The following is a 13,794-nucleotide window of genomic DNA, read 5'->3' as shown; positions in this document are numbered from 1 at the left end:
TCTTTTTCCTTAAAACATGAGCAATGTTTACTTTTTTCCATACCAAAAGGGGAAAACATTGTTCGTCCCGTTTGTGGTAAGCTGACGTAGGTTCTTTCCATCCGTGGAAATGATGAAAATTTCGAAATTTTCAGAGTTTCTCTTGGATGAAAAGGCAATTTCCTTTCCGTCCGGTGACCAAGTGGTCTGATAAAAGATGGGCGGGGCACCATCATAATAAGGGACGAATACGTTACGTTTTGCCGTATGGTTGTTCGTGAGATTACGCTTACTGCTCCCGTCCCTATCCATAATACAAAGATCTATATATTGGTTACCTGTATTCTGTTTCATGGTATGAAAGGCAATTCGTTTGGAATCGGGAGACCATGATGGCCCAAATTCATCTACATCCGGAGTATGGGTAAGATTTTTCAAATCCTTCCCATCAACATCCATACTATAGATATCCGAGTTTCCCGTTCTATCGGAAGAAAATAAAATCCTTTCGCCATCCGGAGACCATTTAGCACCGGAATCCGCACCTTTGGTATTGGAAATATTTATATCCCTTGTCCCATCAATGTGCATCACGAAGATTTCCAGATCTCCTTGAAAATAAGGTGCTGATTTTGTGTCAACTTTGCTATATACAACTTGCTTACTGTCCGGGGACCATGACCCTACATAGGTATAATGGGGCCCTTTGGTAAGTTTTTGTTGACCGGAAAAATCACTTTTGGCAATCGCAATCTTATAGCCCCCGTATTTATATGTACCGAAGATAACGTTTTTTCCATCCGGAGAAAATTGGCCACTGGTATTGGCCCTACGAGGTACAGCATCGAAAGTATGTTGTTTTAAGCCGCTTCCGTCCGGTGAAATAGAGAATAGTTCAAAAGATTGATTCCTACTGTTTAACTGTGAATCGAATATGATTCTTTCTCCGGAAGTGGATTGGCTATTACATGCGCCATTGATCATCAGCATAAGAAAGAATATGGTCGTGGAACGGTATGTAACGTGAACAAGATATTGAACTGGATTTAACATTGATGGATGCTTTTTATTAGTTTTCATTTTAATACACGGATTTGATAGGGAAAGATATATTGGACGATTCCCATTCCGATACAAAATGTGGTGGATGGTGAAAAATGGGAAGTTATGGTTGGATGTCTTCCAGGTAAGAAGTAATATTCTCCTTAAAAGCTCTACCGGAGAGCAAGGAAAGGCCCATTTTAAGGTGAACTTTATATTCCGAGTTGCCCAAATAAAAACAAGAATCAATATAAAACTTGTTGATGAGCAGAGATCTATGGATACGCATGAACTGATGTTTTGATAATTCCTTTTCGATCGAATTCATCGTTGCCCTAAAAAGAAACTTGTTTTTTTCGGTGTACAGCTCCAGATAATTGCCTTCGGATTGTATATATATGATATTTTCGGTAAGTACCTTAAGGAGCCGGCCATTTTTCTTGATCTCGAAATACGTTCTAAAACCACTTGAATCCTCACTCTTAAAAGTTGTGAGCAAATCGGTCAATTTAGCTTTTAAACCTATGGCTTTTTCTTGTTCCTTTATGGCCTTCATCCTCTTTAGGGAAGTATCCATGCGGTCTTCATCGAAAGGCTTTAAAAGGTAGTCTACCGCATTGATTTCAAATGCCTTGAGTGCAAAGGAATCATAGGCCGTGGTAAATATGACATAGGGAATCTTGTTAAGTTTGTTCAGTACGGAGAAGCCATCCAAATCGGGCATTTGGATATCCAAAAAGATGAAGTCCGGCTCCTTGAGTTTTATTTTGGCAATGGCATCCTTACCATTTTTACATTCGGCGACAACGGTAATGTCTTCATGACCTTCCAACAACTTAAGAATTCGTTGTCTGGCCAAATACTCATCATCAACAATAATGCATCTCAGTTTCATCTATAGGCTGTTTAAAGGAAGACTTATTTGTGCAACATATAGTTTTGGGTTTACAAATCGTGATTCAAAAAGAAACCCATCGGCATAGATTCCCTCCAACCTTTTCCTAATGTTCTGGATTCCCAAACCTGTTCCTTTATCATGAATGGCACTTTCATTATTTTCAGAGGTATTGGATATTTTAAGGTCTATATAGTCTTTAAGGGAACTTTCGTCTTTTGTCCTTTTGATCTCAATACATATTTCCCCTGGTTTTATTGCAGGCACGATGCCGTATTTAATGGCATTTTCAACTAGGGGCTGTAAAATCATATTTGGGACTTTGGTCTGTAGAATGTCTTTGGAAACCTGATAATGAATGGCCATTTTATCCGCATACCGTATTTGCTCCAGATCAAGGTAATCCTTAATAAAATCTACTTCCTTTTCAATAGTAATCATTTGCTCCAGATCATTTTCCAACAGGGTTCGCATTAGGGTTCCCATTTTTGTCAACATCTTTTGGGCTTTCCGAGGGTCTATATCTATCATGGATGATATGGAATGCAAGGTATTGAATAAAAAATGCGGGTGTAACTGCATTTGCAGGCTGGCCAATTGGGCGGCGATCAGTTCCTTCTGGTTTTTTAGATATCGTTTTTGATAATCGATAGCAAAAAAGAGGGCCATTAGTACCAGGAGCTCAATGAGGCTTGAAAAGCTGCCCACAACCATACCAACCATCCCATTTGGCCCAAAAAAATCTTTCATATAACCAGTGATTAAAAAGTAGACCACATCGTTGGCTTTTGTTACCATTGCCCTATGCACTATCGTTAGTAGAAAAACACCAAAAAGTACCCTGATTACATTTGATGCAAGTCCAGATTTATTTTGCACTCGTCTGACAAGGGCATAAACCAATGGCGATAGAACAAACCAAAACAGATAATTGATTAGGATCTTGCTACCAACAAAAAACCAACTAAAGGGATAATTGTATTCGTTGATCAAATGATCGGTATAGTCCCTGAAGATAAAAAACAGACATATAAATAACCCTATCAAACCCATTTTGGAAAGGGAAATAGGTAAATTTTTATAACTTTGACAGACGATTTTTAACATGTAGTTATAATACCTTTCTAAGGTAAAAAATTGTGAAATACGAAAGTAAATCTTTTACAGCTTACCTTACCATGATCAAAAAGCCACATATCTACCTTGTCCTCCTTTCTTTTGTTGTAATGGGTTCCTGCAGGGAAAAAAAGCACAATACGGGCAAAGAAAATTCTCCGGGAGCAGAGCAGCTTAAAAACATAAGTGAACTCACTTACCAAGAAATCTTTTACCTATTGCATGAAGAAAACGAATACGGGATGGATTTTCATGGCGACCATTTTGGACAGGCGGCAGCTTCCAACGTTTCTTTGATGAGCAAATCGAAGACGGATTGTGGGGATGCCATAGTACTGGAAAGCTCTGACACAAACAGCACGGTACAGGTTGCAATAAAGACCAATTTCGATTTTCCCGGTAACCCGGCCAATGAAATATTCAGGATTTATCTTGTAAAACCTGGGGAGACGGTTCCCGTTGGGCATAGCACGTTGTGTTATGATGGTGCAAAGTATGCTATAAATCGGGAAATAGTCTCCGCTGGTTTTTTAGCAGAGGAATAGATCTTTGGCCTACCATCCCCCGGTTGGACCCGGGGCAATACCTTTAAGCCTGGTATATATGGTGCTTTTCCCATGCTCCCGTTGAAGGTGCGAGGTCATTATCAAAATCGACTGCAATCGTGACATCTTGCTGCCAAAGAATTCAATTTCTTCCTTTAGATCCTCTTCCTTGAGTTTTTCCATGCCATCCCTGATAAATGTAAAGGAGTCTTTCAATTGTTGGATGACTTCCTTCTTCTTTTTGGTATCGGTTACAGGATTTGGATCAGGCGTATTTAGTTTCACCACCGATGCAAATAGATAATTGGCTCCCGAGGTATGTGAAATCTGTTCGGCAAAATCGCGAAGCTCATCAGTAGGCTTAAAACCGTAGTTTGACTCAGGCATTGCCTTTGCCGTTTCAACCACCATTTTTGTCATAGCATCCCAAGCAGTAACGAGGTTTTCGGTTCTCATTTGTGCTTTGGAAACATTCAGTGTAAACATGAACAGGGCGGCCATGGCCCAATTGATTTTTGCTCTTTTCATTGTTTTGGAATTTTCAGTTTCGCCAAAATTAAATCCTCCATAACCACATTGAAATAGTATTGTGTCTTATGGTTAAAAATGGGACGAGTCGTTTGGTTTTCAGTTCAAAAAGGACAATTTCCTGCGAAGTCTTTGTGCTCACATTTTATCACATATATAACAATACGTCACAGGCAATTTTTGTTGAAATCACAACTCTCTTAGTTTCGCTGAAAATTTCTAAAAACCCGTTTTATAGCATTGGTATGGGAAAGACCTCGGTTCTTTTTGTTTCACTTTCTACGTTCGTAGTCATCGGAGTCAAAGCACAAAAGGCAGATCAATTGGATTTTGCACCTCGCTTGTCCCCGGACCAGAGTAAAGTAGTGTATTACTCGTATCGCAACGATAGCTTGCCCGATTTGTACCTCATGGATTTAAAGACACAGGAGGAAATACAGCTTACTTCCGATTATAAGGCATGGGACTTAAACCCTAAATGGGCGCCCAATGGGGAACATATCTATTTCTCATCGGACAGGGATGGAGATATGTCAATCTATCGTATGGCCTTGATGACCATGGAAATTCAAAGGGTTACTTTTCCGCGTAAGGGTTATCGCCATTCGGAAATCAGTTTTACTTCCGATGGAAAAATAATGGCATATTGTGAATTCCAACCCGATCGTAAAACTGCCATTTATCTAAGAGAACTTGATAACGATAGGGATACGTTGCTCATGAGATCGACACAAAGTGGTGATGAGTTTTACAAACCAGTAATCCATCCCGATGGAAATGAATTGATCTTTCTAAAAAATATGTCAAATGACTCGACTCCTATATTTGATGTATTCTCATTGGATATTTTTACCGAGAATGTAAAAAACATTACCCGAACACCCCATATAAACGAAAGAATGCCAAGTTGGTCCAGTGATGGGAAATATCTGATGTATAGTGCCAATCCGGATTCTAATTCCTTCGACCTATTTAAAAGGGCAAGAGGTTCTTATAGGGTGGTCCGAGTGTCTTTTTTTAATGACAAACAAGAGTTGAATTCACATTTAACCCATACCATGTTGCTCTTTGATTCGGGTTATTATGGAATGGCCCAAGAAGGAAATACCTATATCTATAGAGCCGACATTGATGGAAGGAATGTATGGCAATTAACAAAATAGCCACCTTTATATTAGGTACGTACATTTAAGGCAATATATCACTAAAAGCACCATTCGTCACAGACTGTTTTCTTCTCGACCTGTTCTCTTTTAGATTGCGAGAAATTTCAAAAATAAATCTATGACACATCGAATTTTGATTCTCGCATTGATTCTTTCATGCTTTAATCTGTCCTGTAAGGAAAACCGGGGCAAAGTGAATGCCAATGACGTGGAAGGCACCCAAACGGATTCTCCAAAGAATGAAGCCGAGCTTGAACGGAGAACAGTAAAAAATGATTCTTTTCCGGATTTGGGCCCATCCTTTTCCCCGGATGGTTCCGAAATTGCGTTTTATTCCTATATCAATAGTGAGTGGAATGTTTCGCGTATTTATTTGATGAACTCGGATGGTACGGAAGTAAGGGAACTTACAGGAAAGGACACCTTAGGATTTCATACAGAACCTATTTGGTCCCCCAATGGGAAAACGATTGCCTATACCAATTTCCAGGAGGAAGGAGCCAGAATGATGTCAATTGATCGCAATGGCGATAATCTTAAAAAACTGGTATCGGTCTCGGAAAATGGATTTCATATGTTTTCCGCATGGGATCCTGACGGGGACGGATACTACTTTTTTCACTGGCCCGCTGGAGAGGGTTTTAAACCGGACGCCTACCACGCTATTGGTGACCAGGTTACCAGATTGACCACAGATGGAATTACCAATCGCCCACAGGTTGCCGCGAATGGGACCTTATATCTTAGTAAAATTATAGATCTGGAAAAGAACCTGTATTCCAAACATATTCTGGATAGGAATTCTGGAAAGGTAACCAAAGTGTCCAATTTGGAGGGTTGGTTCATTGTTGGGAATCATGTAATTAAACAAAAGGACCATGATCAGGGAACTACTTTTATTCTGGAAGATCTGGAAGGAAACGATATCAAGGAATTGGGCACTGTGCCCTATAAATCGGTAATGTTCGGGAAAACAGATCCAGAGGTCAATTATGTGGCTTACAACACCTCGTTTGATGACGGTTCGGAAATACATCTATTGGAAATTGCCACCGGTAAACTTATAAAACTAACACAAAATGAATAGATGGTCCTACATTGATGCACTACGTGTCAACTTGTTTTTGTTTTTGTTTTTGTTGGGTGCTGAAACTGTTTTTGGGCAACAAAAAACAATGAAACTCCCTATTTCAAAAGACAAGGAACTACTGGTTAGAATAACGGAACCCACGGACTTTTCCAAAGATAAAGCCTACCCCGTATTACTCGGCCCCGGATTGGATGGAGGAGATCTAAAAGCTGGATGTCGCTATTTTGGGACCCATGCCGATCGGCATGGGTGGATCTTGGTCGAGAGCTTGGTCCATATGGAAAAGCGAAGTGCGGTAAAAGTGCTATTGGACTATTTGGAAGAAAACTATGCCATAAGGGAGCTTTTCATTTTAGGTTTTTCGGCTAACAGCACAGATGCCTTTCAAATAGTGGAAATGTACCCCGACAAATTTACCGGTGTTGTTGGAATGCCAGGAAATCCTGATTATAGGGATAAGGATAAACTCAAATCCCTTTCCAAAACCAAAATTTTGATGATTGCGGGGGAAAGGGATACCTATTGGAAGAATCAAGCGGTAAAAGCAAAGGAAAAGCTGGATCAATATGGTATTTGTAACAAATTGGTCATCGTGCCTAATGGAGGGCATGTTTTGGATGAGTTTGCCGGAGATCCCCTATTCGCAGAATTGAATAGTTTTTGTAGACGCTAAACCTGCTCGCCCTATTAAAATTAGTGGAGACCTTTGAAATAAGAATCCACCTCGGAGAAGAGGTGGATTTTTGATTTATAGATTTGCCAGAGACCTTATGTTCTGCCGAATCAAAGAATTCCTAATATCATTGGAAACAAAAGATTAGCTTATTTGCTCTCAAAACGGTTTTGAAGAGCGTAAAAACCCAAGATCTTTGTAACTTCAAGGCCTGTTCAAAACCTCTTATTTCTCAATTACACATAAATGAATAGCATCTCCTTTAAAAAGCAGAGTAAGATTGGATTTTTTGAGATACCTAGTTTTAAGACTTCGGGTTATACCTTCATTACACTTATTATATTTCTCGTAAACTCTTTTTTTACGTTAGCGCAGGAGGAATATGGGTACAAACGAGTATACCTTTCCGGTAAGGATGCCTCGGAAACCGTGAATTGGGATTTTAAGGTAACCGATGGTGCCAATAGTGGCGTGTGGTCCAAACTTCCGGTACCTTCCAACTGGGAACTGCATGGATTCGGCACCTACAATTATGGCCATGATCACAGAAACGAGAACAGAAAATTAGGGAAGGAACACGGATTGTATCAACATAAATTTCAAATACCGACCCAATGGAAAGGTAAAACTATACATATCGTTTTTGACGGTTCAATGACAGATACGAAGGTCACCATTAATAGCAGATCCGCTGGAGAAATGCATCAAGGTGCATTTCAAAGATTTAAGTATGATATCAGCAAGCTATTGAAATATGGCGAAGAGAATGTTTTGGAAGTGCATGTGGCCAAACATTCGACCAACGAATCCGTAAATAGGGCAGAACGCCAGGCCGACTTCTGGATTTTTGGAGGGATTTTTCGTCCGGTGTTTTTGGAAGTCTTGCCCAATCGTCATTTTACAAGAACAGCTATCGATGCCAAACATACGGGTGAATTCAATGCACTTTTGACCATCAACAGGCCGATATCCAAAGGATCGGTGAAGGTAACCCTGTTTTCCCCGGAAGGGAATCGTGTCGGGGAAATCTTGTCAAAATCGTTTGAAAGGCGAAAAAGCGATTTGATGATATCCGGAACTTTCAATACTACAAAACCCTGGAATCCAGAATCACCACATTTGTATACCGCCATTTTTGAACTGTTGGAGAAGGGTAAGGTGGTTTACCAAAAAAAGGAGCGTTTCGGTTTTCGATCCGTTGAACTAAGAGAGAATGATGGGATTTATGTGAATGAACAAAGAGTTGTTTTTAAAGGGGTAAATCGGCATTCCTTTTGGCCGGAAACCGGAAGGGCCTTAAGCGAGGAAAATCATTTGGAGGATATTCGACTGATGAAGGAGATGAATATGAACGCCGTTCGGATGTCCCATTACGGCCCGGATGAACGTTTCCTTGAACTCTGTGACTCCCTGGGGCTTTTTGTGTTGGATGAACTTACCGGTTGGCAGGACGCTTATGACACGGTTGTCGGGCCTAAATTGATAAAGGAATTAGTATTGAAAGATGAAAATCATCCCAGTGTGGTAATTTGGGATCATGGCAACGAGGGAGGATGGGATTTTGCGAATGAAAAATGGTTCCATAGCTATGATATACAGAAACGCCCGGTAATCTATCCTTGGCTCAAGCGGAATGGGGTGGACACCCGACATTATCCCACCTATGATTATGGAATCAACCGTTTGGCCCAAGGCAATGAACCCTTTATGCCTACTGAATTCCTACATGGCCTTTACGATGGGGGACATGGTGCGGGGCTAGACGATTTTTGGAAGAACTATTCGGCCCACCCCATGTTTTCGGGCGGTTTTCTATGGGTATTTTCAGATGAAGCGGTGGTAAGAACGGATAGGGACAATATCTTGGACAGTGATGGTAACCATGCCCCGGATGGAATTGTCGGGCCCTTTAGGGAAAAAGAAGGCAGCTTTTACACCATAAAGGAAATATGGTCTCCCATTCAGATACATCCACGGACCATTACATCCAATTTTGATGGGCGACTGGCTCTGACCAACACCTATCTGTATACCAATTTGAATCAATGTACCTTTTCCTGGGAAATCCGGTCCGTTTCCGATTTTGATAAAAGCGTGGTTTTGGCTTCAGGCACGACTAAGAGGCCCGATATCGCTCCTGGAGAAACTAGGTATCTACAGCTTGAAATCCCAAAGAGTATTGAGCGAGGAGCGATTTTTTTACTTACAGCCACTGATAACAAAGGCATGGAAATATATACCTGGAGATGGCCTATAAAACAACCGGATCAAGTTGCCCGCGAATTGCTTCGGCAGATAGAATCAGACCTGGAAAAAGACCAGATTGAAGTTGTGGAAGCGGGAAATGACCTTAAGGTCAGTCTAAATGAATTAGGTTTTGTCTTCAACAAAGAAAATGGCTATTTGGAAGAAGTGTCCTTTCAGGGAAAACCCATTTCCTTTAATGGAGGTCCACTCCCGGTGGGAGTCGAAACGCAAGTAAAAGATGTACAATGGTGGACAGAGAAAGATGGGAGTTTCACTTTGGAAACCCGTTATGATGCCTATCCGGAAAAAATACAATGGAAATTGATGCCAACCGGTCTTTTGCGATTGGAGGTAAGTCCACTTCATTTTTCCGAGAATGCTCTTGATTTTATTGGTATTTCCTTTAATTACCCTGAGAATAAGGTAAAAGGGGTCAAATGGATGGGGAAAGGACCGTACCGCGTCTGGAAAAATAGGACCAGGGGTGCCGAAATAGGAATTTGGGAAAAGGAATATAACAATACCATTACCGGGGCCAGTTTTGATAATCTGGTTTATCCTGAATTCAAAGGATACCACGGTAATCTGTTTTGGGCCGAATTAAGGACAGAGGAATTCCCTATTCGGATCAGTACAGAAACGCCCGGTCTTTTTTTGCGATTGTATACGCCTGCCGATGCGGAACATGTTGCAGGAGGTGTGGCCCCTCCCTTTCCGGAAGGGGATATTTCATTTCTCTACGAGATTCCTCCGATAGGCACAAAATTTAAACAAGCGGATAAACTGGGATCTTCATCACAAAAAGGCTCCATAGCGTATCATAAGGGAGACTGTAGTGACCCAATCATCCTTTGGTTCGATTTTGGAGGTAAATTGCCATAGTCATATCAAATTGTTGTCGCAACGATAGGTGCGATACCACAAGACGTACTTGAACGAAAGTAGGTTTGGACTATATTGACGGCAATCCTATAATTCTATATAGTTTTATGGTACTACAAATCATTGAAGAATGAAAAATATAATTAGGGCGTTATTGGCGGGCTGGGGCGCAAAAAAGCTTGGCGGAGGAAAATGTGGCTGTATAGGGTTTTTAGTGCTATTTATTATTTTGTATTGGCTTTTGGGCTATGTTTTTTAATGGTGGGGTATCACCCAAACCCCCTTGAAAACCCTCTAATTATGTAAGGATTGGATATCCTTACAGCAAAACAAAAGCGAGCTATGTTTTTAGCCCGCTTCGTTTTCAATTTTTTGTCGATTTATTCGTGATCGCGGAAGGATTACCTGCGGTTTTCCTTTGTGTTCAATGTTGCAAATAGAAAACCCCGGACGGTCGCCCTAGGCCCTTGTTTTAATCCAAAACCCGAACTGCGTCCGGTTTTTCCTCAAAACAAGGAACCACGCCGTTGGGCGTGACTTTCTAAGTGTCGTGATCGCGACAGGATTGGATATCCTTACAGCAAAACAAAAGCGAGCAATGTTTTCAGCCCGCTTCGTTTTCAATTTTTTGTTGATTTATTCGTGATCGCGACAGGATTACCTGCGGTTTTCCTTGGCGGCCCCTGATGAAAATGGAAAGTGCATCGGCTAGCGCCGCTGTTTTTCCGTTTTATTCCGAGTATTGCAAAGCCCTTGGCTTTTATACGCTCCATAAAACAAAAAATCCACCAACAAAGTGGTGGACTTTCCGCTTTAAGTGATCGCGACAGGATTCGAACCTGTGACCGTCTGCTTAGAAGGCAGATGCTCTATCCAGCTGAGCTACGCGACCTTGTGTCGTATTCCAATATGTTAAGTTCTTCTGCCAAGAAAGCAGATGTTACTACCTGCCTCTAGATCGGTATCCGGCTGAGCCCCACCCGAACGTGCCGTTCGGTACGGGCGGGTAAGCGACCCTATAAACAAAAAAGCTCCAAGTTTCCTTGGGGCTTCTTAGTAGCGGGGACTGGACTCGAACCAGCGACCTTCGGGTTATGAGCCCGACGAGCTACCTACTGCTCTACCCCGCGATGTATCTTAAAAGTGCTTTATGGGCACCTGGTTTATTTTGTTTACTCAGTACCGGTAGGTACCCTGTCCTGAGCCAAGTCGAAGGATACTGCTCTACCCCGCGATGTGGACGGCAAAGATACAACGGTTTTTTAGTATTATCAAATCCTACCAAAAAAGAATTATTTCGTGAACCACTCCAATGAAAATTAAGAAAATCCATACCTTCGGGACTTTACGCGCCTATGGAGACGTTTAATGATTTTTTATCCGCAATGCTGCCCTATACAGAATGGGCTATGCTGATTCTTTTAATTGGTGGCGGACTTTTTCTTGTTTTTAAATCTAGGTTTTTGCCCTATCGCTACTTTGGTCATGCCATTGCAATAACGGCAGGGAAACATGATAAGGAAGAGGCAAAAGGAGATGTAAGTCACCTACAGGCGTTATCCGCGGCAGTAGCTGCCACGGTGGGCCTGGGAAATATCTCCGGCGTAGCCATTGCCATTTACATGGGGGGACCCGGAGTCGTTTTCTGGATTTGGATTACGGCGATTATAGGGATGTGCATTAAATTCTATTCTTGTAGCCTTTCTATAATGTTTCGGGGAGAGGATTCCGAAGGTAAGCTTCAGGGAGGCCCCATGTTCTATATCATTCAAGGGATAGGGCAAAAAGCAAAGCCTCTGGCCAGTTTTTTCTGCATAGCGGGGCTGTTTGGTTTTTTAGGCGTATTCACGGCAAATCAGTTTACGCAGACCTTTATGAATGTCGTAAGACCAGACGAAAACTTGATTATATTGGGGGACTTTAATTGGAAATTGATAGTTGGGATTATTCTGGCCCTTATCACTTCCTTCGTTATTTTTGGAGGGCTAAAAAAAATCGCCAAAGTGGCATCCACGCTAGTTCCGTTTATGGTGTTGCTATATTTTCTGGCTGTTTTGGTGGTCATGATGACCAATACCTCGGAAATAGGACCCTCTCTAAAATTAATTTTTACCGAGGCTTTTAATCTGGATACTATGGTCAAGGGCGGTCTTTGGGGCTTGATTATCCTTGGAGTGAGGCGAGCTATGTTTTCCAATGAGGCGGGACTCGGGAGCGCACCTATGTATCATGGTCAGACCAAAACGGACGAACCAGTACAAGAGGGTCTGGTCGCAATGTTGGGACCTTTTATCGATACCATTGTTGTATGTACTCTTACCGCCATAGTCATTATTTTAAGCGGAGCCTATTTGGAAGCGGAAAGTAATGGCATTTTGATGACATTGATCGCCTTTAAAAAGACATTGTTTGGCTTTGGGGACGTTTTGCTTATGGTTATCGTATCTGCCTTTGCGCTCTCAACGCTCTTTACCTATTCGTATTATGGAGTAAAATGTCTTTCATTTCTAACCAATGCCAAGATTGGGAAATACTATAACTGGTATTTTGTGGGAACCATTGTTTTTGCCGCGGTCGCTTCCGTTGATTTGGTCATTAATCTGATCGATTTGGCCTATGCCCTTATGGTGATTCCAAATATGTTGGCTGTGCTTTACCTATCACCAAAGGTGAACCAGCAAATGAAAATCTATTTCGAAAAACGGAAACATGTCGGAACATAGAGCTGGATTTGTAAATATCATAGGCAATCCCAACGTGGGAAAATCAACCCTGATGAATGCCTTTGTGGGTGAAAAGTTGTCCATCATCACTTCCAAGGCACAAACCACTAGGCATCGCATTTTAGGTATTGTCAATGGTGATGATTTTCAGCTTATCCTTTCCGATACCCCGGGAATCATCAAGCCAGCATACGAATTGCAATCCAGTATGATGGATTTTGTAAAATCGGCTTTTGAGGATGCCGATGTATTGTTATATATGGTGGAAATTGGGGAAAAAGCATTAAAGGATGAACGATTCCTAGATAAGATCAAGAGCAGTAAGATTCCTGTTCTTTTACTATTGAATAAAATAGACAGTGCCTCCCAGGAGCTTCTGGAAGAACAGGTACAACACTGGCAAGAAACGTTGCCCAAGGTAGAGATACATCCCATTTCGGCGCTTCAGAACTTTAACGTTAAAGGAGTCTTTGATCGAATAATCGAATTGTTGCCCCAAGCGCCTGCCTATTATCCCAAAGATCAATTAACCGACAAACCGGAACGTTTTTTTGTCAATGAGACCATACGTGAAAAAATACTGATACACTACAAAAAGGAAATTCCATATTCAGTGGAAATAGAAACCGAAGAATTCCTGGAAGACAAGGATATCATCCGTATGCGTTCCGTAATTATGGTTGAGCGCGATTCGCAAAAGGGAATCATAATTGGGCACAAGGGCACCGCCCTAAAGCGTGTGGGCGTAGAGGCTCGTAAGGACCTGGAAAAATTCTTTGGCAAACAGGTTCATTTGGAACTATATGTAAAAGTAAATAAAAATTGGCGTAACGATTCCCGACAGCTTAAGCGGTTTGGCTACAATAATTAGGTGATTAACATTTACATTTCCTAAACCTAACCTTTTCC

General features: G+C 41.5%; 12 protein-coding genes and 2 tRNA genes. 8 read left to right on the top strand and 6 right to left on the bottom strand.

Translation table 11 applies throughout. The features are described 5' to 3' along the window. Positions 1-27 precede the first annotated feature (27 nt). The 3 genes from ACP2AF_RS01830 to ACP2AF_RS01820 all read right to left on the bottom strand — a co-directional run bounded on the left by ACP2AF_RS01830 (position 28) and on the right by ACP2AF_RS01820 (position 2,665). Positions 28-1,032, bottom strand: coding sequence for a hypothetical protein (locus tag ACP2AF_RS01830; RefSeq protein WP_425234538.1), 1,005 nt, complete (start codon positions 1,030-1,032; stop codon positions 28-30). Positions 1,033-1,144: 112 nt separating this feature from the next. Further along, positions 1,145-1,915 carry a LytR/AlgR family response regulator transcription factor gene (locus ACP2AF_RS01825; protein ID WP_425234537.1) on the bottom strand — a complete coding sequence of 257 codons (771 nt, stop codon included), beginning with the start codon at positions 1,913-1,915 and terminating at the stop codon, positions 1,145-1,147. Continuing rightward, entirely contained in the window at positions 1,916-2,665 is a 750-nt protein-coding gene (locus tag ACP2AF_RS01820) for a sensor histidine kinase (protein ID WP_425234536.1), read from the bottom strand. A 389-nt stretch (positions 2,666-3,054) separates the two neighbouring features. On the opposite strand from ACP2AF_RS01820, the gene ACP2AF_RS01815 reads away from it, so the two are divergent. Next, positions 3,055-3,576 carry a hypothetical protein gene (locus ACP2AF_RS01815; protein ID WP_425234535.1) on the top strand — a complete coding sequence of 174 codons (522 nt, stop codon included), beginning with the start codon at positions 3,055-3,057 and terminating at the stop codon, positions 3,574-3,576. A gap of 9 nt (positions 3,577-3,585) precedes the next feature. On the opposite strand, the gene ACP2AF_RS01810 is transcribed toward ACP2AF_RS01815, so the two are convergent. Then, positions 3,586-4,104, bottom strand: a complete 519-nt coding sequence (locus ACP2AF_RS01810; protein WP_425234534.1) for a DinB family protein — start codon at positions 4,102-4,104, stop codon at positions 3,586-3,588. A 245-nt stretch (positions 4,105-4,349) separates the two neighbouring features. On the opposite strand from ACP2AF_RS01810, the gene ACP2AF_RS01805 reads away from it, so the two are divergent. The 5 genes from ACP2AF_RS01805 (at position 4,350) to ACP2AF_RS01785 (ending at position 10,421) form a co-directional block, all read left to right on the top strand. Continuing rightward, positions 4,350-5,267: a TolB family protein gene (locus ACP2AF_RS01805; RefSeq protein WP_425234533.1), complete on the top strand. Its 918-nt coding sequence runs from the start codon at positions 4,350-4,352 to the stop codon at positions 5,265-5,267. 121 nt (positions 5,268-5,388) lie between these two features. After that, positions 5,389-6,357, top strand: a complete 969-nt coding sequence (locus ACP2AF_RS01800; protein WP_425234532.1) for a TolB family protein — start codon at positions 5,389-5,391, stop codon at positions 6,355-6,357. Continuing rightward, positions 6,350-7,033 carry a hypothetical protein gene (locus ACP2AF_RS01795; protein ID WP_425234531.1) on the top strand — a complete coding sequence of 228 codons (684 nt, stop codon included), beginning with the start codon at positions 6,350-6,352 and terminating at the stop codon, positions 7,031-7,033. The genes ACP2AF_RS01800 and ACP2AF_RS01795 overlap by 8 nt, the downstream gene beginning before the upstream one ends. A gap of 246 nt (positions 7,034-7,279) precedes the next feature. Continuing rightward, the gene (locus ACP2AF_RS01790; protein ID WP_425234530.1) at positions 7,280-10,162 is read left to right on the top strand and encodes a glycoside hydrolase family 2 TIM barrel-domain containing protein; all 2,883 of its coding nucleotides are present in this window, start codon (positions 7,280-7,282) and stop codon (positions 10,160-10,162) included. Positions 10,163-10,292: 130 nt separating this feature from the next. Further along, the gene (locus ACP2AF_RS01785; RefSeq protein WP_422083482.1) at positions 10,293-10,421 is read left to right on the top strand and encodes a hypothetical protein; all 129 of its coding nucleotides are present in this window, start codon (positions 10,293-10,295) and stop codon (positions 10,419-10,421) included. Positions 10,422-10,980: 559 nt separating this feature from the next. Here ACP2AF_RS01785 and ACP2AF_RS01780 read toward each other — a convergent pair. Together ACP2AF_RS01780 and ACP2AF_RS01775 are read right to left on the bottom strand one after the other, a co-directional pair. Next, positions 10,981-11,054, bottom strand: a tRNA-Arg gene (locus ACP2AF_RS01780). Positions 11,055-11,219: 165 nt separating this feature from the next. Next, positions 11,220-11,292: transfer RNA gene (locus ACP2AF_RS01775), tRNA-Met, on the bottom strand. Positions 11,293-11,517: 225 nt separating this feature from the next. On the opposite strand from ACP2AF_RS01775, the gene ACP2AF_RS01770 reads away from it, so the two are divergent. Next, positions 11,518-12,885, top strand: coding sequence for an alanine/glycine:cation symporter family protein (locus ACP2AF_RS01770; protein WP_425234529.1), 1,368 nt, complete (start codon positions 11,518-11,520; stop codon positions 12,883-12,885). Next, positions 12,872-13,756: a GTPase Era gene (era, locus tag ACP2AF_RS01765; protein WP_425234528.1), complete on the top strand. Its 885-nt coding sequence runs from the start codon at positions 12,872-12,874 to the stop codon at positions 13,754-13,756. The genes ACP2AF_RS01770 and era overlap by 14 nt, the downstream gene beginning before the upstream one ends. Positions 13,757-13,794: the final 38 nt, after the last annotated feature.

It is taken from the genome of Ulvibacterium sp. (assembly GCF_965248315.1).
In the GTDB taxonomy this organism is placed as follows: domain Bacteria; phylum Bacteroidota; class Bacteroidia; order Flavobacteriales; family Flavobacteriaceae; genus Ulvibacterium.
Note: the sequence above shows the minus strand (reverse complement) of the source record. Positions and strands in the feature narration are given on the sequence as shown.

Bases quoted from the DNA above. Each gene is read 5' to 3' on its own strand.
- ACP2AF_RS01785 (WP_422083482.1), top strand. From the start codon at position 10,293: ATGAAAAATATAATTAGGGCGTTATTGGCGGGCTGGGGCGCAAAAAAG.
- ACP2AF_RS01810 (WP_425234534.1), bottom strand. From the start codon at position 4,104: ATGAAAAGAGCAAAAATCAATTGGGCCATGGCCGCCCTGTTCATGTTT.
- ACP2AF_RS01790 (WP_425234530.1), top strand. From the start codon at position 7,280: ATGAATAGCATCTCCTTTAAAAAGCAGAGTAAGATTGGATTTTTTGAG.
- ACP2AF_RS01830 (WP_425234538.1), bottom strand. From the start codon at position 1,032: ATGTTAAATCCAGTTCAATATCTTGTTCACGTTACATACCGTTCCACG.
- ACP2AF_RS01820 (WP_425234536.1), bottom strand. From the start codon at position 2,665: ATGAAAGATTTTTTTGGGCCAAATGGGATGGTTGGTATGGTTGTGGGC.
- era (WP_425234528.1), top strand. From the start codon at position 12,872: ATGTCGGAACATAGAGCTGGATTTGTAAATATCATAGGCAATCCCAAC.
- ACP2AF_RS01825 (WP_425234537.1), bottom strand. From the start codon at position 1,915: ATGAAACTGAGATGCATTATTGTTGATGATGAGTATTTGGCCAGACAA.
- ACP2AF_RS01795 (WP_425234531.1), top strand. From the start codon at position 6,350: ATGAATAGATGGTCCTACATTGATGCACTACGTGTCAACTTGTTTTTG.
- ACP2AF_RS01770 (WP_425234529.1), top strand. From the start codon at position 11,518: ATGGAGACGTTTAATGATTTTTTATCCGCAATGCTGCCCTATACAGAA.
- ACP2AF_RS01805 (WP_425234533.1), top strand. From the start codon at position 4,350: ATGGGAAAGACCTCGGTTCTTTTTGTTTCACTTTCTACGTTCGTAGTC.
- ACP2AF_RS01800 (WP_425234532.1), top strand. From the start codon at position 5,389: ATGACACATCGAATTTTGATTCTCGCATTGATTCTTTCATGCTTTAAT.